General features: G+C 73.6%; 20 protein-coding genes and 3 tRNA genes. 12 read left to right on the top strand and 11 right to left on the bottom strand.

Going from position 1 to position 23,922, the window contains the following annotated elements:
- Positions 1–119: 119 nt before the first annotated feature.
- A complete protein-coding gene (locus tag ACFV3E_RS06500) occupies positions 120–449 on the bottom strand; it encodes a hypothetical protein (protein ID WP_500533677.1) in 330 nt (109 codons plus the stop codon).
- 131 nt (positions 450–580) lie between these two features.
- Here ACFV3E_RS06500 and ACFV3E_RS06495 point away from each other — a divergent pair, with 131 nt between their 5' ends.
- The gene (locus ACFV3E_RS06495; RefSeq protein ID WP_500533676.1) at positions 581–784 is read left to right on the top strand and encodes a hypothetical protein; all 204 of its coding nucleotides are present in this window, start codon (positions 581–583) and stop codon (positions 782–784) included.
- Between the two features lie 166 nt (positions 785–950).
- Here ACFV3E_RS06495 and ACFV3E_RS06490 read toward each other — a convergent pair.
- From ACFV3E_RS06490 to ACFV3E_RS06480, 3 genes are all read right to left on the bottom strand, one after another.
- Positions 951–1,027, bottom strand: a tRNA-Ile gene (locus ACFV3E_RS06490).
- A 168-nt stretch (positions 1,028–1,195) separates the two neighbouring features.
- Positions 1,196–1,268: transfer RNA gene (locus ACFV3E_RS06485), tRNA-Asn, on the bottom strand.
- A 14-nt stretch (positions 1,269–1,282) separates the two neighbouring features.
- Positions 1,283–1,355 (bottom strand) — tRNA-Asn (locus ACFV3E_RS06480).
- Positions 1,356–1,532: 177 nt separating this feature from the next.
- Between ACFV3E_RS06480 and ACFV3E_RS06475 the strand changes: the two genes are divergently transcribed.
- The 4 genes from ACFV3E_RS06475 (at position 1,533) to ACFV3E_RS06460 (ending at position 7,138) form a co-directional block, all read left to right on the top strand.
- Positions 1,533–1,832, top strand: a complete 300-nt coding sequence (locus ACFV3E_RS06475; protein WP_500533675.1) for a YtxH domain-containing protein — start codon at positions 1,533–1,535, stop codon at positions 1,830–1,832.
- Positions 1,833–1,913: 81 nt separating this feature from the next.
- The gene (locus ACFV3E_RS06470; protein ID WP_500533674.1) at positions 1,914–3,368 is read left to right on the top strand and encodes an FGGY family carbohydrate kinase; all 1,455 of its coding nucleotides are present in this window, start codon (positions 1,914–1,916) and stop codon (positions 3,366–3,368) included.
- A gap of 69 nt (positions 3,369–3,437) precedes the next feature.
- Positions 3,438–5,186: an ABC transporter ATP-binding protein gene (locus tag ACFV3E_RS06465; protein WP_500533673.1), complete on the top strand. Its 1,749-nt coding sequence runs from the start codon at positions 3,438–3,440 to the stop codon at positions 5,184–5,186.
- Positions 5,183–7,138, top strand: coding sequence for an ABC transporter ATP-binding protein (locus ACFV3E_RS06460; protein WP_500533672.1), 1,956 nt, complete (start codon positions 5,183–5,185; stop codon positions 7,136–7,138). The genes ACFV3E_RS06465 and ACFV3E_RS06460 overlap by 4 nt, the downstream gene beginning before the upstream one ends.
- 60 nt (positions 7,139–7,198) lie before the next feature.
- Here ACFV3E_RS06460 and ACFV3E_RS06455 read toward each other — a convergent pair whose 3' ends face one another.
- From ACFV3E_RS06455 to ACFV3E_RS06425, 7 genes are all read right to left on the bottom strand, one after another.
- The gene (locus ACFV3E_RS06455; RefSeq protein ID WP_500533671.1) at positions 7,199–8,494 is read right to left on the bottom strand and encodes an RNA polymerase sigma factor; all 1,296 of its coding nucleotides are present in this window, start codon (positions 8,492–8,494) and stop codon (positions 7,199–7,201) included.
- A gap of 131 nt (positions 8,495–8,625) precedes the next feature.
- Entirely contained in the window at positions 8,626–10,542 is a 1,917-nt protein-coding gene (gene dnaG, locus ACFV3E_RS06450; protein ID WP_500533670.1) for a DNA primase, read from the bottom strand.
- A gap of 31 nt (positions 10,543–10,573) precedes the next feature.
- On the bottom strand, positions 10,574–11,023 hold the full coding sequence (locus ACFV3E_RS06445) for a GNAT family N-acetyltransferase (RefSeq protein WP_500533668.1): 450 nt from the start codon (positions 11,021–11,023) through the stop codon (positions 10,574–10,576).
- A 30-nt stretch (positions 11,024–11,053) separates the two neighbouring features.
- The gene (locus ACFV3E_RS06440; protein ID WP_500533667.1) at positions 11,054–12,316 is read right to left on the bottom strand and encodes an NAD(P)/FAD-dependent oxidoreductase; all 1,263 of its coding nucleotides are present in this window, start codon (positions 12,314–12,316) and stop codon (positions 11,054–11,056) included.
- A gap of 160 nt (positions 12,317–12,476) precedes the next feature.
- Positions 12,477–13,784 carry a deoxyguanosinetriphosphate triphosphohydrolase gene (locus ACFV3E_RS06435; protein WP_500369763.1) on the bottom strand — a complete coding sequence of 436 codons (1,308 nt, stop codon included), beginning with the start codon at positions 13,782–13,784 and terminating at the stop codon, positions 12,477–12,479.
- 36 nt (positions 13,785–13,820) lie between these two features.
- On the bottom strand, positions 13,821–14,699 hold the full coding sequence (locus ACFV3E_RS06430; RefSeq protein ID WP_500533666.1) for a sirohydrochlorin chelatase: 879 nt from the start codon (positions 14,697–14,699) through the stop codon (positions 13,821–13,823).
- A gap of 112 nt (positions 14,700–14,811) precedes the next feature.
- Positions 14,812–15,234, bottom strand: a complete 423-nt coding sequence (locus tag ACFV3E_RS06425; RefSeq protein ID WP_500323046.1) for a gamma-glutamylcyclotransferase family protein — start codon at positions 15,232–15,234, stop codon at positions 14,812–14,814.
- A gap of 83 nt (positions 15,235–15,317) precedes the next feature.
- On the opposite strand from ACFV3E_RS06425, the gene ACFV3E_RS06420 reads away from it, so the two are divergent.
- The 7 genes from ACFV3E_RS06420 (at position 15,318) to nirD (ending at position 23,916) form a co-directional block, all read left to right on the top strand.
- Complete coding sequence (locus ACFV3E_RS06420) at positions 15,318–16,013, top strand: SanA/YdcF family protein (RefSeq protein WP_500533665.1); 696 nt, start codon at positions 15,318–15,320, stop codon at positions 16,011–16,013.
- 746 nt (positions 16,014–16,759) lie between these two features.
- Entirely contained in the window at positions 16,760–18,877 is a 2,118-nt protein-coding gene (locus tag ACFV3E_RS06415; protein ID WP_500533664.1) for a molybdopterin oxidoreductase family protein, read from the top strand.
- 51 nt (positions 18,878–18,928) lie between these two features.
- On the top strand, positions 18,929–19,147 hold the full coding sequence (locus ACFV3E_RS06410; RefSeq protein WP_319140420.1) for a type II toxin-antitoxin system VapB family antitoxin: 219 nt from the start codon (positions 18,929–18,931) through the stop codon (positions 19,145–19,147).
- Positions 19,144–19,548 carry a PIN domain-containing protein gene (locus tag ACFV3E_RS06405; RefSeq protein ID WP_500533663.1) on the top strand — a complete coding sequence of 135 codons (405 nt, stop codon included), beginning with the start codon at positions 19,144–19,146 and terminating at the stop codon, positions 19,546–19,548. Before ACFV3E_RS06410 ends, ACFV3E_RS06405 begins: the two co-directional genes overlap by 4 nt.
- Before the next feature lie 117 nt (positions 19,549–19,665).
- A complete protein-coding gene (locus tag ACFV3E_RS06400) occupies positions 19,666–21,000 on the top strand; it encodes an NAD(P)/FAD-dependent oxidoreductase (protein WP_500533704.1) in 1,335 nt (444 codons plus the stop codon).
- 1 nt (position 21,001) lies between these two features.
- Entirely contained in the window at positions 21,002–23,587 is a 2,586-nt protein-coding gene (nirB, locus tag ACFV3E_RS06395; protein WP_500533662.1) for a nitrite reductase large subunit NirB, read from the top strand.
- Positions 23,584–23,916 (top strand): nitrite reductase small subunit NirD, encoded by a 333-nt coding sequence (gene nirD, locus ACFV3E_RS06390; RefSeq protein WP_500533661.1) that lies wholly within the window; start codon positions 23,584–23,586, stop codon positions 23,914–23,916. The genes nirB and nirD overlap by 4 nt, the downstream gene beginning before the upstream one ends.
- Positions 23,917–23,922: the final 6 nt, after the last annotated feature.

Genomic DNA, 23,922 nt, shown 5'->3' with positions numbered 1-23,922 from the left:
TACCGGGGGCGCGTCCCGCACGGCCGGACGGGCGGGCGCGTGGCCTTCCGCCTGCCCCGCATCCGGGGCCGACGGCCGAGGCCTCCACCGCACCCCGAGCGGTGCGGGCCTCGTCACGTTCAGTGCTCCGCCTGCTCGGGGATGCCATACGGCCGCGCGGTGACCGGCGCCACCCGATCCGGCATGGGGAACAGCGTCAGCTCCACGTCGCCCACCCTGCACGACCAGGACTCCTGCCGCTGTAGCGCGGTACTGCCCTCGTGCAGCATCTCGTAGGTGATCCGGCGGACGGATTCCTGCACGTCGGGCCAGAGGCCTGCACAGTCGTAGATCTCTTGCACGCGCACTGCCGCAGCGGTCAGGTCCCTCGCGGCCTCGCCCACGTCGGGCTCCCCTTGGCCGACCGCGGCACCCACGCCGTAGAAAACGGCGTATGCCCACAGGCCCATAAAGCAACTGTCGCGCCGTTTCCGGGGTGGCGCACGGCGAAGCGGCGGCCCCGCCCGGGCAGAGCCGAGCAGGATCCGTGACGGGCCGCATCCCCCCTGCGGCTCCACGGACCCCGGGGCATCCCGGCGGGATGGAGCACCGCATAGTCGTGATGCCACCTGGGGACACCGGCGGCCGGGTGGTCCGCGCGGACGACGTGGTCCTCGGCACCGCGTACCGGATGGCCGACCTGCTGGAGTTCCTGCGCCGGGCCGGCCTCGACCCCGACGGCGTCAGCGTCCTCGACCCCGACCTCTTCGACTGGCGCGGCGGCGGCCCCGACGTGTGGACGTGACGAAGACCGGCATGAGGCAACCGGGGTGACGCTCTGTTGAGCGTGATCGTCGACAACTCGGGCCGGCAGCGGGCCGGCCAGCGATCGACGAAGCCCCTCCGGGTGACCCGGAGGGGCTTCGTTCGTTATCTCGCTGCGGGTCCTGAACCTGCGGGCCCGCGGCCCTTGGTGGGGCGGGTGGGACTCGAACCCACGACCGACGGATTATGAGTCCGCTGCTCTAACCGGCTGAGCTACCGCCCCGTACGGCGTGCCGTCACCATCCTGTGCACGCCGTCTGCCGCAGCATAGCTGCTCATACGATCTGTCGCCCTCGCGGGTCACAGACGCACCACCCGGTGGACTGCGATCACCGGATGATCGGTTCCCGGGGACACGAAAAAGGACCCCCGCGGGGGTCCTTGACCGCTGCTCCCCCGACTGGACTCGAACCAGTAACCTGCCGGTTAACAGCCGGCTGCTCTGCCAATTGAGCTACAGGGGATAGAGGAGCGCGAGCTCCCCCGACTGGACTCGAACCAGTAACCTGCCGGTTAACAGCCGGCTGCTCTGCCAATTGAGCTACAGGGGATCGCTCCGCTTGCACCGAATGCACCCGTTTCCGGCATCCCGGACGGCGTGCGCTCGCTGCGACACATACATTAGCGCAAGGTGGGGGGTGCTCCGCCAACCGGTATCTCCGTGGTTGTCCGCAGGCCACGGCGGGTAGGCGCGAAGCACAGCCCCGAGACGAGGAGAGGGTGGAGCCATGCGCTACCGGCTGACGTTCATCAGCGGGGTCGCCGTCGGGTACGTGCTCGGGGCGCGGGCCGGCCGCGACCGGTACGAGCAGCTGCGCAAGAGCGCCCAGCGCATCGCGCAGAACCCGGCGCTGCGGAACACCGTGGAGTCCGCGGGCCAGGCGGGCCGCGGGGCGGCCGTGAAGGCCGTGGACGCGGTGACCGCCAAGGTCGGGGACCGGCTGCCGCCGGCGGTCGCGGAGCGGCTGCGCCGCGTGCGCGGCAACGGCTCGGCGGTCGAGGACGACTGGGGCACCAGCAACACCTGACGACGCCGGTCCGGCGCGGGCGGATGCGGGTGAAGGTGCCCGGTTTTCCGCCGTACGCGCCGGGTGCGGCATGATGCCCGCATGGGGATTGTGGCGGGGATCGACAGCTCGGGCACCGGCACGACGGTCGTCGTGTGCGACACCGGCAGCGGAGCCGTGCTCCGGCAGACGCACGCCCCGCACCCCCTGCCGGGCGGCGAGGGCGCCGGCACGCCGACCGAGATCGACCCCGAGGCCTGGCTGCTGTCGCTGGGCGAGGCGGCCAAGGGCGGGATGCTCGAGGGCGTGGAGGCGATCGGGGTCTCCGGACAGCAGCACGGGATGCTGGCGCTGGACGCCGGCGGGGCGCTCGTGCGGCCGGCACTGCTCTGGAACGACAAGCGGGCGCAGATCCAGGCCGCCGACCTGACCGAGGAGCTGGGCGGTCCCGGCGCCTGGGCCGAGGCGGTCGGGGCGGTGCCGCAGGCCGCGTACCCGGTGGCCAAGCTGCGCTGGCTGGCCCGGCACGAACCCGCCTCGGCGCAGCGCACCGCGCAGGTGCTGCTGCCGCACGACTGGCTGGTGTGGCAGCTCATGGGGCGCCCCCGGCGGCGCACGACGGACCGGGGCGACGCCTCGGGCACCGGCTACTGGTCGGCGGCGACCGGACGGTGGCGCACGGACATCGTGGAGCTGGCGCTCGGCCATCCGGTGCAGCTGCCCGACGTGCTGGCCCCCGCCGAGCCGGCCGGCCGGACCCCGGAGGGGCTGCTGATCTCGGCCGGCACCGGGGACAACATGGCGGCCGCCCTCGGACTGGGCGTCGGCCCGGGGGACGCGGTGGTGTCGCTGGGCTCGGCGGGGACGGTCTTCGCGGTGCACCACCACGCGCTGAACGACCCGACCGGCCTGATCACCTCCTTCGCCGACGCGACCGGCCGCCATCTGCCGGTCGTCCACACCCGCAACGCGGTACGGGTGCTGCGCGGCACCGCCGAGCTCCTCGGCACCGACCTGGCCGGGCTGTCGGAGCTGGCGATGCGCTCCACCCCGGGTTCGTACGGCCTGGTGCTGCTGCCGTACCTGGAGGGCGAGCGCACACCCGACCTGCCGCACACCGCGGGGACGCTGCACGGGCTGCGGCGCGAGAGCATGAAGCCGGAGCACCTGGCGCGGGCGGCGTTCGAGGGGATGCTGTGCGGGCTGGCGGACGCGCTGGACGTGCTGCGGGCGCGCGGGGTGGAGGTGCGCCGGATCTTCCTGCTGGGCCCGGCGGGTGACCTCCCCGCCGTACGGTCGATGGCCCCGGCGCTGCTGGGCGCGCAGGTCGTCGTACCGCCGCCGGCCGAGTACGCGGCGCTGGGCGCGGCCCGGCAGGCGGCCTGGTCACTGGGGGTGGTGAACGGCACGGCATCGCCGGATCAGCCGCCGTACTGGCACCCCGCGGACTACGCCGTGGCCGAACCCGGCCCGGACGACGGGCCGATCGGGCACTCGGTGCGGCAGCAGTACGTCGCGGTGCGTGAGCAGACGCATCCGGGGGCGTTCCCGGGTTGATCCCGGTGTCGGCCATGAGCCGGTAAACCGTGTGCCTACGGCAACCATCGGACTATAGGGTCATCCGTCGTGCTGATCCGTCTCCTCCGGTCCCATCTCCTGCCCTACAGGCGTGCCGTCTCCGTGCTCGTCGTACTGCAGCTCGTGGCGACCCTCGCCATGCTCTACCTGCCCACCCTCAACGCCGACATCATCGACGACGGCGTCGTCAAGGGGGACACGGGCTACATCCTCCGGGTCGGCGGCATCATGCTCGCCGTGACCCTCGTCCAGCTCGCCTGCTCGGTGGGCGCCGTCTACCACGGCGCCCGCACCTCGATGGCGGTCGGCCGGGACATCCGCGCCTCCGTCTTCGACCGGGTGCAGCGCTTCTCCTCCCGCGAGGTCGGGCAGTTCGGCGCCCCCTCGCTGATCACCCGGACGACCAACGACGTCCAGCAGGTGCAGATGCTGGTGCTGATGACCTTCACGCTGATGGTCTCGGCACCGATCATGTGCTTCGGCGGCATCATCATGGCGCTCGGCCAGGACGTGCCGCTGTCCTCGCTGCTGCTGGCGGTGGTGCCGGTGCTGGGCGTGCTGGTGCTGCTGCTGGTGCGGAAGCTGCGGCCGCTCTTCCGCTCCATGCAGGAGCGGCTCGACACGGTGAACCGGGTGCTGCGGGAGCAGATCACCGGCATCCGGGTCATCCGCGCCTTCGTCAAGGACGACTTCGAGCAGGCCCGCTTCCGCAAGGCCAACGACGACCTGACGGACGTCGCGCTGCGCGCCGGGCGGATGATGACGCTGATGTTCCCGGTCGCGATGGCCGTCGTGAACATCACGAGCGTGGCCGTGCTGTGGTTCGGCGCCCACCGGATCGACAGCGGCGGCATGCAGATCGGCGCGCTCACCGCCTTCATCAGCTACCTGATGCAGATCCTCATGTCGATCATGATGGCCACCTTCATGGTGATGATGGTGCCGCGTGCCGAGGTCTGCGCCGAGCGCATCGAGGAGGTGCTGGGCACCGACCCCAGCGTCACCCCGCCCGCCGATCCGGTGCGGCTCGCGGTACGGCGCGGCGAGCTGGAGCTGCGCGCCGCGGACTTCGCGTACCCGGGCGCCGAGGCCGAGGTGCTGCGCGGCATCGACCTGGTCGCCCGGCCAGGTGAGACCACGGCGGTGATCGGCTCCACCGGCAGCGGCAAGACGACCCTGCTGGGTCTGGTGCCGCGGCTGTTCGACGCCACAGGCGGCCGGGTGCTGATCGACGGCACCGACGTCCGCGAACTGGACGCGGCGCACCTGGCCGAGACGGTCGCCCTGGTCCCGCAGAAGCCGTACCTGTTCACCGGGACGGTCGCGTCCAACCTGCGCTACGGCAACCCCGAGGCCACCGACGAGGAGCTCTGGCACGCCCTGGAGATCGCACAGGCCCGGGACTTCGTGGAGCGGCTCGCGCAGGAGGGCGGCGGCTCCGGACTCGACGCCCCGATCGCCCAGGGCGGCACCAACGTCTCCGGCGGCCAGCGCCAGCGCCTCGCCATCGCGCGGGCCCTGGTGCGCAAGCCCAGCGTCTACCTCTTCGACGACTCCTTCTCCGCGCTGGACTACGCCACCGACGCCGCGCTGCGCCGGGCGCTGGCCCGGGAGACGGCGGACGCGACGGTCGTGATCGTCGCACAGCGGGTCAGCACCATCCGCGACGCCGACCGGATCGTGGTCCTCGACGAGGGCCGTGTGGTCGGCACGGGCACCCACCACGAACTGATGGACGGCAATCCCACGTACCGGGAGATCGTGCTCTCCCAGCTCACCGAGCAGGAGGCGGCATGAGCGTCCCCGCGCCCCGGAGGGGGCCCGCACCCACGGCGGGGCCGATGCGGTTCATGGGCGGCCAGCCCACCGAGCGGTCCATGGACTTCAAGGGCTCCGGCAAGCGGCTGCTGGGGCTGATGCGCCCCGAGCGCACCCTGGTCGTCGCCATGCTGGCCTGCACGACGCTGGGCGTCGCCCTCAACGTCATCGGCCCCAAGATCCTGGGCAAGGCCACCGACCTGATCTTCGCCGGGGTCCTCGGCCGTTCGCTGCCCGCGGGCACCGACAAGGCAGGGGCGATCGAGCACCTGCGGCAGCAGGGCAGCGACACCCTCGCCGACCTGCTGCAGTCCGCCGACTTCACCCCGGGCGCCGGGATCGACTTCGACGCCGTGGGCCACGTGCTGCTGACCGCCCTGGCGATCTACGCGGCCGCCGCCGTCTTCGCGGTCGTCCAGGGCCGGCTGGCCACGACGGTCATCCAGCGCACCGTGTTCCGGCTGCGCCAGGACGTCGAGGCGAAGCTGGCCCGGCTGCCGCTGTCGTACTTCGACCGGCAGCCGCGCGGCGAGGTGCTGAGCCGGGCCACCAACGACATCGACAACATCGGCCAGACGCTGCAGCAGACGATGGGGCAGATCATCTTCGCGCTGCTGTCGATCGTGGGCGTGCTGGTGATGATGTTCTCGATCTCCTGGCTGCTGGCGCTGGTGGCGCTGGTGACCGTGCCGCTGTCGGTGTTCGTCGCCACGGCGGTCGGCAAGCGGGCCCAGCCGCAGTTCGTGCAGCAGTGGCGGACCACCGGCAAGCTCAACGCCCACATCGAGGAGATGTACACCGGGCACACCCTGGTGAAGGTCTTCGGCCGCCAGGAGGAGTCCGCGGAGGCCTTCCGCGAGCAGAACGAGGCGCTCTACCAGTCTGGCTTCCGGGCGCAGTTCATCTCGGGCGTCATCCAGCCCGCGATGATGTTCATCGGGAACGTCAACTACATCCTGGTGGCCGTCGTGGGGGGCCTGCGGGTGGCGAGCGGCGCGCTGTCCATCGGCGACGTCCAGGCCTTCATCCAGTACAGCCGGCAGTTCAGCCAGCCGCTGACCCAGGTGGCGAGCATGTCCAACCTGGTGCAGTCCGGGGTCGCCTCCGCCGAGCGGGTCTTCGAGCTGCTCGACGCGCAGGAGCAGAGCCCCGAGCCGAAGACGCTCGGGCTGCGCAAGGAGCAGCACGGCGAGGTCGGCTTCGAGGACGTGGCGTTCCGCTACGAGCCGGAGAAGCCGCTCATCGAGGACCTGTCGCTGACCGTCGAACCGGGCCACACGGTCGCCATCGTCGGCCCGACCGGCGCGGGCAAGACCACGCTGGTCAACCTGCTCATGCGCTTCTACGAGGTCACCGGCGGCCGGATCACCGTCGACGGCACCGACATCGCGTCCCTGCCGCGGGAGGAACTGCGCTCCGGCATCGGCATGGTGCTGCAGGACACGTGGCTGTTCGGCGGCACGATCGCGGAGAACATCGCGTACGGAACCGAGGGCGCGACCCGCGAGCAGGTCGAGGAGGCCGCGCGCGCCGCGCACGCGGACCGCTTCGTCCGCACCCTCCCGGACGGGTACGACACCGTCATCGACGACGAGGGCACGGGCGTCAGCGCCGGCGAGAAGCAGCTGATCACCATCGCGCGGGCGTTCCTGTCCGACCCGGTGATCCTCGTCCTCGACGAGGCCACCAGCTCGGTCGACACCCGTACCGAGGTGCTGATCCAGCGGGCCATGGCGCAGCTCAGCCACGGGCGGACCAGCTTCGTCATCGCCCACCGGCTGTCCACGATCCGCGACGCGGACGTCATCTTGGTGATGGAGAGCGGCGCCATCGTCGAACAGGGCACCCACGAGGAGCTGCTGGCCAAGGACGGTGCCTACGCCCGGCTGTACGCGGCGCAGTTCGCGCAGGCGGTGGCGGAGGTCGACTGACCGACCGCGAGGCCGCGACGCGAGCCCCCGCCGGCCCGGCCGGCGGGGGCTCGCGCGTGCTCAGTCCAGGTAGCCGCGCAACTGGTCGGCGAACGCGTGGTCGCGCAGCTTGTTGAGGGTCTTGGACTCGATCTGCCGGATGCGCTCGCGGGTGACGCCGAAGATCCGGCCGATCTCCTCCAGGGTGCGCGGGCGCCCGTCGGCCAGGCCGTACCGCAGCTGGACGACCTTGCGCTCGCGCTCGCCGAGGGTGGACAGCACCGCCTCCAGGTGCTCGCGCAGCAGCAGGAAGGCGGCGGACTCCACGGGCGAGGTGGCGTCGCCGTCCTCGATGAGGTCGCCGAGGGCGACGTCCTCCTCCTCGCCGACCGGGGCGTGCAGGCTCACCGGTTCCTGCGCCAGGCGCAGCACCTCGCTCACCCGCTCCGGGGGGATCTCCAGGTGGGCGCCGACCTCTTCGGTGGAGGGCTCGTAGCCGCGTTCCTGCAGCAGGCGGCGCTGGACGCGCACGACGCGGTTGATCAGCTCCACGACGTGGACCGGGACCCGGATGGTGCGGGCCTGGTCGGCCAGGGCGCGGCTCATGGCCTGGCGGATCCACCAGGTCGCGTAGGTGGAGAACTTGTAGCCGCGGGCGTAGTCGAACTTCTCCACAGCGCGGATCAGCCCGAGGTTGCCCTCCTGGACCAGGTCGAGCATGGTCAGGCCGCGGCCCACGTAGCGCTTGGCGACGGAGACGACCAGGCGCAGGTTGGCCTCGATCAGGCGGCGCTTGGCCATCCGGCCCAGCACGACCAGCCGGTCGAGGTCGACGGCGAGCCGGGAGTCGGGGTCCGGAGTGCCGTTCAGCTTCTCCTCGGCGAAGAGGCCGGCCTCGACCCGGCGGGCGAGCTCGACCTCCTCCTCGGCGGTGAGCAGGGGTATCCGGCCGATCTCGCGCAGGTACTGGCGGAACAGGTCCGCGGACGGGCCGGAGACCTCGTCGCCGGTCCGCCGTACGGGGCCCGGGTCGGCATCGGACTCGGGGTCGGACCCCGTCTCCGCCGCGGCCTCCGCCCGCGCCTGCGCCTGTGAATCGTCGGGTTCGCCGGCCGGTTCCTCGGGGTGCACGGCCGCGTGGTTCTGCTCCGGCACGCGCTCCAGCAGGGCGTCGGCCGGGGCCGTCAGGGGCGTCAGTGTCTGGATGTGCACGGGAGAGACCTCCACGGTGAGCGCAGCCACGGACTCGGAGACGCGCCGCGACGGAACGGTCGCGGCGTCCTCGCCACGGCCCGTCCGGGAGTTCGCCGTCAGCGGCACTCCGGTGGCGTCACCATCGACACCGCTCGGCAGTCCGCGCTCCGAGGACTCTTGCACCGCCCCCAGTGTGGCCTACGGCACACCATGCCCACGAGGGTCGTGCGCCGCTTTTTTGTGACGGAGGGCAACCCCCTCGTCACGCCCGCGTCCCCGTCCGTTCCCGGGCAGGACGGCCGTCCGCGTCCGGCTCAGAGGGCGGCGACGCCCTGTTCGCGCAGGCGCTGGCCGTACTGCTGGAGCGCCCACAGCTCGCCCTGGACGGCGGCGAGCTGGGCCTCGTCGGCGCGCGGGCCCTGGGCGCTCAGCCGGGTGTGGTCGGCGTTGAGCTGGGCGATGCGGCGGGCGACCGCCTGACGGCGTACGTCGACGAGGATCTTGCCGGCGTAGATGTCCGGCGCCTTGTGCTGGACCGGCTCGACGGCGAGTTCGGTCACCAACGAGCGCACGGTGTCGTCCGGGGCCACGTCGCGGACCCGGACGAGGAACTCGGCGTCGGCGGCCTCGGCACCGCCCGCCTCGGCGATGGCGCGGCGCACGGCGGCGTACGGCGGTGCGGTGAACTCGTCCTCGCCGTAGGCGTCGAAGGCCGGGGAGACCAGTTCCGGGTGCTGGAGGGCGAGCTTGAGCAGTTCGCGCTCGACCCGGTGGGCGGGGCTGCGCATGTCCAGCCGCGGCCCGCGCGGACCGGCCGGAGCGGCGGGGCCCGGGGCCGCGTCGGGGCGCGCCGCGGCGCCCCGGCCCAGCTGGGCGGCGCCGCCGGACTGGCGGCGTTCGCGCTGCCAGCGGGCGAGCTGGGCGACACGGCGCACCACGAACTGCGAGTCGAGGATGCCGAGCATGCCGGCCAGCTGCACCGCGTACTCGTGCTGGATGGCGGCGTTCTTGATGCCCGCGACGATGGGCGCGCCCGCCTCCAGCGCGGAGGCCCGGCCCTCGGCGGTGTCGAGGTTGTAGCGGGCGACGACCGAGGTCAGGGCGAAGGCGAACAGCGGGGTACGGGTGTCGACCAGCCGCTGTACGGCGGCGTCTCCCTCGGCGAGGCGCAGGTCGCAGGGGTCCATGCCGCCGGGGGTGATGGCGATGGAGGTCTCTGCGGCGAACTTCTGGTCGTCCTCGAAGGCGCGCAGGGCGGCCTTCTGGCCGGCCTCGTCGCCGTCGAAGGTGAAGACGACCTCGGCGCCCGAGTTGTCCATCAGCAGCCGGCGGAGGATCTTGATGTGATCGCCGCCGAAGGCGGTGCCGCAGGTCGCGATGGCGGTGGTGACGCCCGCGAGGTGGCACGCCATGACGTCGGTGTAGCCCTCGACGACGACGGCCCGGCTGGTGCGGGCGATCTCCTTCTTCGCCAGGTCGATGCCGTACAGGACCTGGGACTTCTTGTAGATCGGCGTCTCGGGGGTGTTGAGGTACTTCGGGCCCTGGTCGTCCTCGCGCAGCTTGCGCGCGCCGAAGCCGATCACCTCGCCGGTGATGTCGCGGATCGGCCAGATCAGCCGGCCGCGGAAGCGGTCGATGGCACCGCCGCGGCGGCTCTCACTGGCGAGTCCGGAGACGATCAGCTCGCGATCGGTGAAGCCCTTGCCGCGCAGGAAGCGGACGAGGTGGTCCCAGCCCGCCGGGGCGTAGCCGACGCCGAAGTGCTCGGCGGCGGCCTGGTCGAAGCCCCGCTCGGTGAGGAACTTCCGGCCGATCTCGGCCTCGGCGCCGCCCAGCTGCTCGACGTAGAACTGCGCGGCCGCCTTGTGCGCCTCGACCAGCCGGATCCGCTCGCCCTGCTGCCGGCCCGGGGTGTAGCCGCCCTCCTCGTAGCGCAGCGTGATGCCCGCCACGGCGGCGAGCCGCTCGACCGCCTCCGAGAAGGACAGGTGGTCGACCTTCATCACGAAGTCGAGGGTGTCGCCGCCCTCCTGGCAGCCGAAGCAGTGGTAGAGCCCCTTGCTCGGGCTCACGTGGAAAGAGGGCGACTTCTCGTCGTGGAAGGGGCACAGGCCCTTCAGGTTGCCACCGCCCGCGTTCCTGAGCTGCAGGTACTCGGACACGACGGCGTCGATCGGGACCGCGTCCCGTACCGCCTTGACGTCCTCGTCCCTGATCCGCCCAGCCACGGAAGGATTCTACGGCGCGGCCCGAGGAAGGTCAGACCAGCTTGGCGACGAAGAGGAAGTGCGGGCCGGCCGGCTCCAGCACGAACTCCTCCCCCACCGCCATGAAGCCCTGCCCCTCCCAGAAGCCGCGCGCCGAGGTACGGCCGTTGCACCACACCAGCTCGGCCCCGCGCTGCCGGGCCTGCTCCAGCGCGGCGTGCAGCAGCGCCGCCCCGTAGCCGCGGCCGCGGACCTCCGGGGCGCTGGCCATGCCGCGGATGCGGTACGCGATCGCGCCGTCGCCGGGCAGCTGCTCCGGGAAGAGCGTGACGCACGCCACGACCTCGTCGCCGCCGTCGCCGTCGTAGGCCGCCATGTGGAAGGCGAGCGGATGACCGTCCTCCAGGAAGATCGCCGACTTCCGCGGGAGCCCGGTCCGCAGCACCCTCCAGCGCAGTTCGAAGATCTCCTCGACGGGTACGACGGCGGTCCTGGGCTCCATGACAGCCATGCTAGGTGACCGCCCCCGGGCTCACTCCAGGAGGGAGGTCAGGGGGACCGTGGGGTCGGCCAGCGCGTCGGTGTCGACCTGGCGGCCGGAGCGGATGAGCTTCTGGACGGTGTCGGTCACGTCCCACACGTTGACGTTCATCCCGGCCAGCACCCTGCCGTCGCGCAGCCAGAAGGCGATGAACTGCCGCTTGCCCATGTCTCCCCGGGCCAGCACCTGGTCGTAGGTGCCGGGGGCGGCGTGCCCGGAGAACTCCATGCCCAGGTCGTACTGGTCGGTGAAGAAGTAGGGGACCCGGTCGTACACCACGTCCCCGCCGAGCATCGCACGGGCCGCCACGGGCCCGCTGTTGAGGGCGTTCGCCCAGTGCTCGACCCGCAACCGGCCGCCCAGCAGGGGGTGTTCGGCGTTGGCGACGTCTCCCGCGGCGAAGACGTCCGGGTCGGAGGTGCGCAGCGAGGCGTCCACGGCGATGCCGCCGCCGGCGGCGCGGTCGGCCAGCGCGAGCCCGGCGGCCTCGGCGAGCGCGGTGCGCGGGGCGGCGCCGATCGCGGCGAGCACGTGGTGGGCGGGGTGCTCCTCGCCGTCGTCGGTGAGCACCGACATCACCATGCCGTCCTGGCCGGTGATCTCGGTGAGCCGCGCGCCGAAGTGGAACCGCACCCCGTGCTCGCGGTGCAGGTCGGCGAAGACCTCGCCGAGCTCCGGGCCGAGGACCGAGTGCAGCGGGCACGGCTGCGGCTCGACGACCGTGACCTCGACGCCGTAGCCGCGGGCGGCGGCCGCCACCTCCAGGCCGATCCAGCCCGCTCCGGCGATCACCAGGTGGCCGTTCTCGCGGCCGAGCGAGGTCAGCACGTTCTTCAGCCGCTCGGCGTGCGCGAGACGGCGCAGGTGGTGCACCCCGGCCAGGTCGGTGCCGGGGATGTCCAGCCGGCGCGGCTCGGCGCCGGTGGTCAGCAGCAGCCTGTCGTACGGGATGGAGGTGCCGTCGCCCAGGGTGATCCGCTTGCCGGTCCGGTCCAGGCCGGTGACCGGCTGGCCGAGGTGGAGTTCGACGTCGTGCTCGGCGTACCAGGCGGCGGGATGGACGAAGACCGATTCGCGCTCCTCGTTGCCCAGCAGGAAGCCCTTGGAGAGCGGGGGTCGTTCGTAGGGGTGGTCGCGTTCGTCCCCGATCAGTATCACGCGGCCGGTGAAACCCTCGGAGCGCAGCGTCTCCGCCGCTTTCGCCCCGGCGAGCCCCGCCCCGACGATGACGAATGTGTGGTCTGCGTCCACCACTGTGCGCCTCCCTGGTGTCCTCGGGTGCCCGGGGGCCCTCCCTCTGGCAATTGCCAGTCATGTGAGCGTCCCGCACGGCAGGGCCGACGTGAAGAGTGCCGCGCCGACCGGGAACGGGGGCGGCGCGGCGCGCGGGGGCGGCCGGGGGCCCGCCGGGGGCTCACCGGGGGGCGGTGAGGCGGGCGTGCAGGGCGGTCGCGGCCGCGTCGGTGAGCGAGGCGATCTGGTCGACGACGGCCCGCTGCCGGGCCCGGTCGTCCTTGGCCTCGTCGAAGATGCCACGGAACTGCGGGTCCAGCCCCTCCGGCGCCCGGGACAGCAGGGCCTCGGCGAGCTCCCCGATGACCACGCGCTGCTGGGCGCGCCGCCGCTCCTGCGCCTCGCGCTGCATGACGTACCGGTCGGCGACCGCCTTCAGGACGGCGCACTCCAGCCGCTGGTCGCGCGGGACGACCAGCTGGGCGCGGTGACGGGTGAGCCGGCCGGTGCCGTAGGCGTCCCGGGTGGCGCGCTCGGCGGCCAGGCAGAAGCGGCCGATCAGCTGCGAGGTGGCGTCCTTCAGCCGGGCCTGGGCGATGGCGGATCCGTCGTAGCCGTGCGGCCACCACTCCATCTCCAGCAACCGGTCCAGGGCCTGCGCGAGCTCGTCCTCGGCCGCCCCGGGGGCGTAGCGGCCGGCGGCGACGGCGAAGATCTCGCGGCGCTCGGGCTCGGCGAGCAGCACCGCCGGGTCCAGATGGCCGGCGTGCAGCCCGTCCTCGACGTCGTGGACGGAGTACGCCACGTCGTCGGCCCAGTCCATGACCTGCGCCTCGAAGCACTGCACGTACGGGCGGTCGGCGGGGGCGGTGCGGCGCAGCCACTCGAAGACCGGCAGGTCGTCCTCGTACACGCCGAACTTGGGGCTGGTGGGGTCGGTGGGGTGCCCGCCGCGCGGCCAGGGGTACTTCGTCGCCGCGTCCAGCGCCGCCCGGGTCAGGTTGAGGCCCACGCTGGTCAGGGTGCCGTCGTCGGCGTGGGCGAAACGCTTCGGCTCCAGCCGGGTCAGGATGCGCAGGCTCTGGGCGTTGCCCTCGAAGCCGCCGCAGCCGGCCGCGACCTCGGCGAGCACCATCTCCCCGTTGTGCCCGAAGGGCGGATGGCCGATGTCGTGGGCCAGGCAGGCGGTCTCCACCAGGTCCGGGTCGCAGCCGAGGGCCGCCCCGAGCTCCCGGCCGACCTGGGCGCACTCCAGGCTGTGCGTCAGCCGCGTCCGCGGGCTGCTGTTGAGCGCCCGGGCGTCGTCGACCGGGTCCACCACCTGCGTCTTCCCGGCCAGCCTGCGCAGCCCCGCGGAGTGCAGCATGCGGGCCCGGTCCCGCTGGAACGACGTGCGGCCGGGCCGCTTGTCGGGCTCGGGCACGTAGCGCTCGGTGTCGGCTTCGCTGTAGGGGGCGTAGTCGGTCGCCGCAGGGTGGTTCGCGTCCATACCGCGACGGTAGCGGGCGCGACCCGGTACCGGCGGCTACGCCGTGGCCAGCTGCGCCGCGGCGGCGGGACCCGCCGTGCCGGCCAGCGCCCGGTCGTAGTGGTGCAGCACCAGCGCCGCCATCGCCGGATGCGCGCCGAGCGGGGCGGCGGCGATCCACGGCGCCGCGGCGGCCGCCGCGGTCGCGAAGCGGCCCGGCGCGGCGAAGCAGGAGGCCACCGCGACCCGGTCCCGGCCGTCGGCCGACAGCTGCCGCACCGCCGCGGCGACGTCCGGCCCGCCCGACGCGTACGCGGGCACCACCGGCACCCCACCGCCCAGCCGGGCCTGCAGCAGCGCGGCCGTCGCCTCGGTGTCCCGGGCCGACTGCGGGTCCCTGGACCCTGCGGCGGCCAGCACGATCCCGGCACGCCGGGCGGCCCGCGGGAGGCCCGTGCGCCAGCCCGCCTCGCCCAGGCGGTCGTACAGCGCCTCGGCGAGCAGCGGGTGCGGGCCGAGCGGCGCCGCGACCCGCCCCCGCAGGTGGGGCGCACGGGCCAGCGCCCCGGGGACGTCCCGCTTGACGTGGTGGCCGCGGGTCAGCATCAGTGGCACCAGGACGGCCTCGCCGCGCAGGGCCGCAAGGGTGTCGTCCAGCGACGGCTCGTCGATCTCGATGTGGCCGAGCCGCACGGCCAGCCCCGGGCGCAGGTCCCTGATCCGCTCCAGCAGGGCGTGCGCGGTGCGCAGCGCCTCCGGGTCGCGGCTGCCGTGCGCGACGGCGACCAGGACGGGGCGGCGGGGTGCCGCGGAGCGCAGCGTCACCCGGGAGAGCTGGCTGCTGAGCTGCGTGGTGATCCGGGACATGAGCTGCGCCGTACTGTCGAAGTGGTCCGGTCCTGGCACGCCGTGCGGCGCGGGTTCCTCGGCCGTCATGCACCGAGTGTGGCGAGCGGGGGTTGCCACCCCGTTGCACCGAGATGACGACTGGTTTCCGCCACTTCACACTCCGTGCGGGCGGGTGTGAGGGGCGCCCGCAGAGCGTGCGTCAGCGGCGCTTCCAGTCCCCGCCCTCGATGGGGCGCCCCTTCTCGCGCAGCTCCCGTTCGTGGTCCGCGGCCGCCAGGTACACCCATGCGGGCACCGTCCGCCCGGCGTAGGTGCGCACGTCGCGGACCACCCGCTCGTACAGGTTCCCGGCGGCGCCCGGGCTGTACTCCTCCAGGCGGTCCAGGTCCGCGAGCACCTCCTGGTACAGGTCTTCGACCGGATGGATGACGTCGCCGTGGATGCGGCCGCGGTCGTCGGCCACGGCGTACGGGTAGCCCGGACCGTCGAAGAGCAGCGCGCCGTGCAGCACGGCGGGCGTCTCGGACGTCGTCCGGCCGCGCAGCAGCCAGGAGTGGTTGATCTCGCCGGGCCGCAGGGTCCCGTACACGAAGAACGGGAGGCGGGAATGGTCGTCACGCATCACCCTCATGGAACCGCAGGGACGTACGGGACGTCGACTCGGACGTGGAACGAAGCCTGAACCGGAAGACGCCAGGGGTACGCGTGGGGGCCGTGCTGCCGCGTCTGCGGCGGCTCGCGCGGCTGCCACAGCTACCGCGGTCCAGACGGGGGCGGCGGCACCTGCTGTGGGCCGCCGTGGCCCTGGGCGTGCTGGCGCTGCTGCCCGCCACGTGGCTCCAGGTCACCGCGGACGACCGGGTCCGTACGGTGGCGGACGCCCCCGCGGAGCCCGTCGCCGTCGTCTTCGGCGCGGGCCTGTGGAACGGCGAGCCCTCCCCCTACCTGGCCCACCGCCTCGACGCGGCCGCCGAACTGTGGACGGCGCGCAAGGTGCGGGCGGTCCTCGTCACGGGCGACAACAGCCGCACCGACTACGACGAGCCGACCGCGATGCGGGACTACCTGGCCGCACACGGCGTGCCCCGTGACAAGGTCGTCCTCGACTACGCCGGCTTCGACACCTGGGACTCCTGCGCCCGGGCCCGGCGCGTCTTCGGCGTCGACAGGGCGCTGCTGGTGAGCCAGGGCTTCCACATACGGCGGGCGCTGGCGCTGTGCGGGGCGGCCGGGATCGAGGCGTACGGGATCGGGGTCGACGAGCGGCACGACGCGACCTGGTACTACGGGGGGACCCGCGAGGTCGCGGGAGCCGTGAAGGCCGCGTTCGACGCCGCGTTCACCCCGGACCCCCGCTTCCTCGGCCCCCGCGAGGCCGGCGTCCAGCGCGCCCTGGGGTGACCTCCGCCCCGGACCGGGCTACCCCGTGTCGCCGCGTGCGGGTGCGTTGTGGTTGCTGTTGGGGTTTCTTCCCCGCCCGCCCGCCCGATTGCCCGGCGCGGTCAGTGACCGCCTCGCGCGGTCGTTGTGGGGTCGGTGCCGCGCCGGGGCACGCCCCCAGCCTTCGGCCGGGGGGACCCCCACCTCGGCGCTCGCGGCGCTGCCCCACGTCATGCGGCGCCGCGCGCACCGCTCGTCGCCTGCGGGGGCACCCCGCCACACCCCCTCCGGTCGTATGGGCGACTAACGGCCGGACGGGGTTCAGAGAGCGGTCCGGGGTGGCCGCAGGTGCCTTTCTGAACCCCCACCGGCCGTCATGCGCCCCAACCCGCGGAAGGGGGTGTGGCGGGGTGCGCCCATGGGGGTCCCCCCGGCCGAAGGTTGGGGGAGACGAGCGGCGGACCCGGGCGCCGAACGATGTAGGGCCAAACCGCGAGCGCTGTGGGGGTCCCCCCGGCCGAAGGCTGGGGGAGACGTGCGCCGGCGCGGCACCGACCCCACCCGAACAGAGCGCAGGCCCGCACTGACCGCGCCGGGCAATCGGGAGGGCGGGCGGGAACCCCCCCCCCACCGCAACCACAACGCACCCGCACACGGCAAACGACCCGCACCCTCACACCCCGCACAGCCCCGCAGGGAGCGCACCGTACGCCGGGCGTAACGCCCCCGCCCGGGGGGCGAAACACCGGCGCCGCATCGTGGGCGGCATGAGCGCCAGCGGAACCGTCGACACCCACTGCCCCTACTGCGCCCTGCAGTGCGGAATGGGCCTCCGCCGCACCGCCGGGGGCAGCCGCATCCCGGACGTCGTGGAGCGCGACTTCCCCGTGAACAAGGGCGCCCTGTGCGGCAAGGGCCGCACCGCGCCCGCCGTGCTGGCCCCGGAGGCACGGCTGACCGGGCCCCTGGTCAGGGACCGCGCCTCGGGGCGGCTGGAGCCGGCCCCCTGGGAGGACGCCCTGGACCGGGTCGCGGAAGGCCTGCTGCGGGTGCGGGCCGCCCACGGCCCCGACGCGGTCGGCGTCTTCGGCGGCGGGGGCCTGACCAACGAGAAGGCGTACGCCCTCGGCAAGTTCGCCCGGGTCGTGCTGCGGACGTCCCAGATCGACTACAACGGCCGCTTCTGCATGTCCTCCGCCGCGGCCGCCCACACCAGGGCCTTCGGCCTGGACCGGGGCCTGCCGTTCCCGCTGGCGGACGTCGCGCGGACGGGCTGCGTGATCCTGGTCGGCTCGAACCTCGCCGAGACGATGCCGCCCGCGCTGCGCTACTTCACGGAGCTGAAGGAGAACGGCGGCCGCCTGATCGTCGTGGACCCGCGCCGTACGCGCACCGCCGAGCACGCCGACCTGCACCTGCAGCCGCGCCCCGGCACCGACCTCGCCCTCGCGCTCGGCCTGCTGCACCTGGTGGTCGCGGAGGGCCGCGTGGACGAGGACTTCGTCGCGGAGCGGACGACCGGCTGGCCGGAGGCGCGGGCCTCGGCGATGTCGCTCTGGCCGGAGCTGGTCGAGCGGATCACCGGAGTGCCGGTGCCCAGGCTCCGGGAGGCGGTGGAGCTGTTCTGCGGCGTGCCGGAGGCGATGGTGCTGACCGCGCGCGGCCCGGAGCAGCAGTCGAAGGGCACGGACACGGTGAGCGCGTGGATCAACCTGTGCCTGGCGACGGGCCGCGCGGGGCGCCCGCTGTCGGGGTACGGCTGTCTCACGGGGCAGGGCAACGGCCAGGGCGGCCGGGAGCACGGCCAGAAGGCCGATCAGCTGCCCGGCTACCGCAGGCTCGACGACCCGGCGGCGCGCGCCCACGTGGCCCGGGTGTGGGGGGTCGACCCGGACGACCTGCCGGGGCCGGGGCGCAGCGCGTACGAACTGCTGGACGCGCTGGGCCGGGACGTGAAGGGCCTGCTGTTGATGGGCTCCAACCCGGTGGTCTCCGCGCCGCGGGCGGCGCACGTCACGGAGCGCATCGCGGCGCTGGACTTCCTCGCCGTGTGCGACGTGGTGCTGTCGGAGACGGCGGCGATGGCCGACGTGGTGCTGCCGGTGACGCAGTGGGCCGAGGAGACGGGGACCACGACGAACCTGGAGGGCAGGGTGCTGCTGCGGCGCAAGGCCCTGGACCCGCCGGAGGGCGTGCGCAGCGACCTGTACGTGCTGAACGGGCTGGCCGCGCGCCTGGGCCGGGAGAAGGGCTTCCCTGCCGACCCGGAGGAGGTCTTCGAGGAGTTGCGCCGCGCGTCGGCGGGCGGGCCCGCGGACTACTCCGGGATCACCTACCGCCGCATCGAGGCGGAGGACGGGGTGTTCTGGCCGTGCCCGGACGTCCCGGCCGGGGACGCCGGGGCGCACCCGGGCACGCCCCGGCTGTTCCTCGACCGGTTCGCGACGCCGGACGGCCGGGCCAGGTTCGTGCCGGTGCTGCACCGGCCGGCGGCCGAGGAGCCGGACGGGGACTTCCCGCTGTACCTGACGACCGGACGGGTGCTGGCGCAGTACCAGTCGGGCGCCCAGACCCGGCGGGTGGCGGAGCTGAACGCCGCCGCGCCCGGTCCGTTCGTGCAGCTCCATCCGCGGCTCGCCGAGCGCATCGGTGTCGCCGAGGGCGACCCGGTCGCCGTCACGTCGCGCCGCGGCCGTGCGGTGGCGCCTGCCAGGGTGGACCGCGCCATCCGTCCGGACACGGTCTTCATGCCCTTCCACTGGGCGGGCGAGGGCCGCGCGAACACCCTCACCAACCCGGCGCTCGACCCGACCTCCCGCATGCCGGAGTTCAAGGTGTGCGCGGTCCGCGTCGAGCGGGCGCAGCCGCGGGCCATCGACGTCTGATATCGCTGTTGATATACGGGCATCCTGCCTGATATCAACCGGGAGGTCGTCATGGCACGCACGGTCATCGATCTGGACGACGCGATGCTCGCCTTCGCCCAGCGGCAGCTCGGCACCAAGACGAAGCGCGAGACGATCAACCTGGCCCTGTCGATAGCGGCCGGGACGAGCGCCGACGACCGTGCCCGCGGGCTCGCATGGCTCCAGGAGCACGCCGAGGACGTCCTGGACTTCGACTACCTGGCGGAGCAGGAGCGCGGCGGCCGATGAGCTACCTCGCTGACACCTCGGCGGTGTGGCGCCTGTTGCGGCGGCAGATCCCCGAGCCGTGGCCCACGCATGTGGCCCGGGGGCTGGTCGCCATGTGTCCGCCGGTCGAAGCCGAGTTGATGACCGGTGTGCGCTCCGATCGCGAGTACGAGCCGTTTCTCGCCGTACTGCGCCGGACCTTCGGCTGGTGCCCGGCGCTCGACGATCCCTGGCGCCGGATCCACGCCGTGCAGCGTGATCTGATCGCCATCGGGCACCACAGGGGACCGTCGCCCATGGACATCCTCATCGCGCTGACCGCGGAGGCCCGCGGCCTGACCCTGATCCACGCCGCTCAGGACTTCGCGTCGGTGGCCAAGGTCCGGCCCGGGATCGCCATGATCAGGGTCGACCGGCCGTAGCCGGAGGCCGCTTCGGGCTCACAGTGGGGCCGGGCGGGCGCTGAGGGCACTGTTCCCCGGGGGAAACGACGGGGATGCGGCCGGGTAACAGCGGCGCCGCAGGCTCGTGCCATGAGGATGGTGGTGGTCGGCGGCGGAATGGCGGGGGCGCGCCTCGCGCAGCGTCTGGCGCCCTCCGGCGCGGACGTCACGGTGATCGGCGAGGAGCGGCACGCCCCGTACAACCGGGTGCTGCTCGCGGAGGTGCTGGCGGGCCGGTACGCGCCGGAGGTGGTCGCGCTGCCGGGGGTGCCCGGCACGGTGGTGCGCCGGGGTGTCCGGGTGGTGCGGATCGACCGCGACGAGCGGGCCGTGGTCTGCGACGACGGTGGCGTGGTCCGGTACGACCGGCTGGTGCTGGCGACCGGCTCCAATCCGGTGCTGCCGCCGCTGCGCGGGCTGTTCGCGGAGGACGGCGGCACGTTCCCGGAGGGGGTGCACGCCTTCCGCACGATGGACGACTGCCTGGCACTCTCGGCGGCGGTACGTCCCGGGGCGCGTGCGGTGGTCGTCGGCGGCGGGCTGCTCGGGGTGTCGGCGGCGCGGGCGCTGGCGGCGCGCGGGGCGCAGGTGGTGGTCGCCACCCAGGGCGAGCATCTGATGGAACGCCATCTGGACGAGGCCGCCTCGCAGTTGCTGCGCGCGCACCTGGAGGGCCTGGGCGTCGAGGTGCACACCCAGTGCCGGGTGCGTGGTCTGCTGACCCGGGACGAAGACGGGGCCGGGGTCGCGCGGCCCTCCCGGCGGCTGCGGCCGGCCGTGGCGGCGCGTACGGGAGGCGGGTCCGCCGGGGCGCGCCCGCTGACCCTGCCCCGCGGCGCCGCCGGCGACGGCCGGGCGGCGCGGTCCGTGGTCACCGCGGTCGAACTCGCCGACGGCTACCGCCTCGGCACCGACCTGGTCGTGCTGGCCTGCGGCGTCCGGCCGCGCGTCGGGCTCGCCCAGGCGGCGGGGCTGGCGGTCGCCAAGGGGGTGGTCGTGGACGACGCGCTGCGCACCTCGGACCCGTCGGTCCACGCGATCGGCGACTGCGCCCAGCACGGCGGCGTCGTCTACGGCCTCGCGGGCCCGGCCACCGAGCAGGCGGACGCGCTGGCGGACGTCCTGACGGCCGACCCCGCGCCCCGGTACGGCGGCACCCGTTCGCTGACCCGGCTCACCCTCAACGGCCCGGCGGCCCTGGACATCGCCTCCTTCGGCGAGACCACGCCCGCCCCGGGCGACGACGTGCTCCGCCTCGCAGACGCCACGCGCGGCGCGTACCGGAAGGTCGTCCTGCGCGGTGACCGCCTCGTCGGCGGCATCCTCCTCGGCGACCTCGGCACCGTGGGCACGCTCGCCCGCACCTGGGAGGGCGACGAGCCGCTGCCCGTTCCCCCGCTCCACCTGCTCACCGACAACGGAGGGTCCTGACATGACCACGCCCACCATCGTCCTCGTCGGCCACGGGATGGTCGGACAGCGGTTCCTGGAGGCGCTGGCCGACCGCGGCCTGACCTCCCGCGCCCGGGTGGTGGTGCTCTGCGAGGAGCCCCGCCCGGCGTACGACCGCGTCCACCTCAGCTCGTACTTCGCCGGCACCGGCCCGGAGGGGCTCTCCCTGGTGGAGGCCGGCTTCATGGCGGAGCACGGCATCGAACTCCACCTGGGCGACCCGGCGGTCGCCGTGGACCGCCGGGCCCGGACCGTCACCGCCCGCTCCGGGCTCACGGTCGGCTACGACACCCTGGTGCTCGCCACCGGCTCGTACCCCTTCGTGCCGCCGGTCCCCGGCAAGGACGCGACGGGGTGCTTCGTCTACCGCACCATCGAGGACCTGCTGGCGATCGAGGAGTACGCGATGACCTCGCGCACCGGCGCGGTCGTCGGCGGGGGGCTGCTCGGGCTGGAGGCGGCCGGCGCGCTCAAGGGGCTCGGGCTGGACACGCACGTCGTGGAGTTCGCGCCCCGGCTGATGCCGGTGCAGGTCGACGAGGGCGGCGGCGAGGCGCTGCGGCGCACGGTCGAGGGCATGGGCGTGACCGTCCACACGGGGGTGGGCACGCAGGAGATCGTCACGACCGCCGACGGCTCGGTCCGGGCCATGGCGCTGTCGGACGGCTCGTCGCTCGACGTCGACCTGGTGGTCTTCTCCGCGGGCGTACGGCCGCGCGACCAGCTCGCCCGTGAGTGCGGGCTGCCGGTCGGCGAGCGCGGCGGGATCGTCGTCGACGCGACCTGCCGCACCGAGGACCCGCGGGTCTACGCGATCGGCGAGTGCGCCCTGGCCTCGGACGGCCGGGTGTACGGCCTGGTGGCGCCGGGCTACGACATGGCGGAGACCGCGGCGAAGGCCATCGCCGGCCAGGAGGGCTCCTTCACCGGCGCCGACACCTCCACCAAGCTGAAGCTGCTCGGCGTGGACGTGGCCTCCTTCGGCGACGCGCACGGCGCGACCGCGGGCTGCCTCGACGTGGTCTACTCCGACTCGCGCTCCGGGGTCTACAAGAAACTGGTCGTCTCGCCGGACGGCGTGCTGCTGGGCGGCATCCTCGTCGGCGACGCCGAGCAGTACGGCATGCTGCGCCCGCTCACCGGCTCGGTGCCCCCGGTCCCCGCGGAGCAGTTGGTGCTCCCGGCGGGCGCCGGCTCCCCCGTGGCGCTGGGCCCGTCGGCGCTGCCGGACGAGGCGGTGATCTGCTCCTGCCACAACGTCACCAAGGGCACGATCCGCGGGGCGGTCACGGAGCACGGCTGCACGACGGTCCCCGAGGTGAAGAAGTGCACCAGGGCCGGGACAGGCTGCGGCAGTTGCGTGAAGGTGCTGGGCCAGTTGGTCACCGCCGAGCTGGAGGCCTCCGGCGTCGAGGTCGACAAGGGGCTGTGCGGCTGCTTCGCCCAGACCCGCCAGGAGCTCTACGAGATCGTGCGGGCGCTGCGGATCACCGGTTTCCGCGAGCTGCTCGACCGTCACGGCCGCGAGGGCGCACGCGGCGGCGACGGCTGCGAGGTCTGCAAGCCGGCCGTCGGGTCGATCATCGCCTCGCTCGCCCCGGCGATCGGCGCCTCCGGTTACGTCCTGGACGGCGAGCAGGCCGCGCTGCAGGACACCAACGACCACTTCCTGGCCAACCTGCAGAGAAACGGCTCGTACTCGATCGTGCCCCGCATCCCGGGCGGGGAGATCACCCCGGAGAAGCTGATCGTCATCGGAGAGGTGGCCCGCGACTTCGGCCTCTACACCAAGATCACCGGGGGCCAGCGGATCGACCTGTTCGGCGCCCGGGTCGACCAGCTCCCGATGATCTGGGCCCGGCTGGTGGACGCCGGCTTCGAGTCCGGGCACGCGTACGGCAAGGCGCTGCGCACCGTGAAGTCCTGCGTCGGGCAGACCTGGTGCCGCTACGGCGTGCAGGACAGCGTCCGCATGGCCATCGACCTGGAACTGCGCTACCGGGGCCTGCGGTCCCCGCACAAGCTCAAGTCCGCCGTCTCCGGCTGCCAGCGCGAGTGCGCGGAGGCGCGGAGCAAGGACTTCGGCGTGATCGCCACCGCGAGCGGCTGGAACCTCTACGTCGGTGGCAACGGCGGCGCCACCCCGCGTCACGCGGACCTGCTCGCCCAGGACCTGAGCGACGCCGAACTGGTCCGGCTGGTCGACCGCTTCCTGATGTTCTACATCCGCACCGCCGACCGCCTGGAGCGCACCTCCGCCTGGCTGGAGCGGATCGAGGGCGGGCTCGGCCACGTACGCGACGTCGTCGTCCACGACTCGCTCGGCATCTGCGGGGAGCTGGAGCGGCTGATGGCCGACCACGTCGCGCACTACCGCGACGAGTGGGCGCAGACGCTGGGGGACCCGGAGCGGCTGCGGCGCTTCGTCTCCTTCGTCAACGCGCCCGGCGTGCCCGACCCCTCGGTCCGCTTCGTCCCCGAGCGGGACCAGGTCAAGCCCGACCTCGACCTGCTCGCCGGCCCCGTGCTCCCCGTCCGCACCCTCGAAGGGACCACCACCGCATGAACGTCGAAGTCCTCCTCCCCGGCACCGCCGGCTGGTTCGCCGTCTGCGACCACGACGTCCTCACCCCCGGCCGCGGCGTCGCCGCCCTCCTCCCCGACGGCCGGCAGGCGGCCCTCTTCACCGACCGGCACGGGCGCCCGTACGCCATCGACAACCGCGACCCCTTCACCGGCGCCTACGTCCTGTCCCGCGGCCTGCTCGGCTCCACCGCCGAGGGCCGGGCCTTCGTCGCCTCCCCGCTGCTCAAGCAGCGCTTCGACCTGGAGGACGGCCGCTGCCTCGACGACGAGGCGGTCTCGGTGCCGGCCTTCCCGGTGCGGGTGCGGTGACGGGCC

The organism is Streptomyces sp. NPDC059718, from assembly GCF_042733315.1.
Lineage (GTDB): Bacteria > Actinomycetota > Actinomycetes > Streptomycetales > Streptomycetaceae > Actinacidiphila.
This window is presented reverse-complemented; position numbering and strand designations above follow the sequence as displayed.

Excerpts from the sequence above, each read along its gene's own strand:
- ACFV3E_RS06435 (WP_500369763.1), bottom strand. The coding sequence starts at position 13,784 with ATGGACGCGAACCACCCTGCGGCGACCGACTACGCCCCCTACAGCGAA.
- ACFV3E_RS06495 (WP_500533676.1), top strand. The coding sequence starts at position 581 with ATGGAGCACCGCATAGTCGTGATGCCACCTGGGGACACCGGCGGCCGG.
- ACFV3E_RS06430 (WP_500533666.1), bottom strand. The coding sequence starts at position 14,699 with ATGACGGCCGAGGAACCCGCGCCGCACGGCGTGCCAGGACCGGACCAC.
- ACFV3E_RS06470 (WP_500533674.1), top strand. The coding sequence starts at position 1,914 with ATGGGGATTGTGGCGGGGATCGACAGCTCGGGCACCGGCACGACGGTC.
- ACFV3E_RS06445 (WP_500533668.1), bottom strand. The coding sequence starts at position 11,023 with ATGGAGCCCAGGACCGCCGTCGTACCCGTCGAGGAGATCTTCGAACTG.
- ACFV3E_RS06400 (WP_500533704.1), top strand. The coding sequence starts at position 19,666 with ATGGTGGTGGTCGGCGGCGGAATGGCGGGGGCGCGCCTCGCGCAGCGT.
- ACFV3E_RS06425 (WP_500323046.1), bottom strand. The coding sequence starts at position 15,234 with ATGCGTGACGACCATTCCCGCCTCCCGTTCTTCGTGTACGGGACCCTG.
- ACFV3E_RS06500 (WP_500533677.1), bottom strand. The coding sequence starts at position 449 with ATGGGCCTGTGGGCATACGCCGTTTTCTACGGCGTGGGTGCCGCGGTC.
- ACFV3E_RS06405 (WP_500533663.1), top strand. The coding sequence starts at position 19,144 with ATGAGCTACCTCGCTGACACCTCGGCGGTGTGGCGCCTGTTGCGGCGG.
- ACFV3E_RS06415 (WP_500533664.1), top strand. The coding sequence starts at position 16,760 with ATGAGCGCCAGCGGAACCGTCGACACCCACTGCCCCTACTGCGCCCTG.
- nirB (WP_500533662.1), top strand. The coding sequence starts at position 21,002 with ATGACCACGCCCACCATCGTCCTCGTCGGCCACGGGATGGTCGGACAG.
- nirD (WP_500533661.1), top strand. The coding sequence starts at position 23,584 with ATGAACGTCGAAGTCCTCCTCCCCGGCACCGCCGGCTGGTTCGCCGTC.
- ACFV3E_RS06460 (WP_500533672.1), top strand. The coding sequence starts at position 5,183 with ATGAGCGTCCCCGCGCCCCGGAGGGGGCCCGCACCCACGGCGGGGCCG.
- ACFV3E_RS06475 (WP_500533675.1), top strand. The coding sequence starts at position 1,533 with ATGCGCTACCGGCTGACGTTCATCAGCGGGGTCGCCGTCGGGTACGTG.
- ACFV3E_RS06410 (WP_319140420.1), top strand. The coding sequence starts at position 18,929 with ATGGCACGCACGGTCATCGATCTGGACGACGCGATGCTCGCCTTCGCC.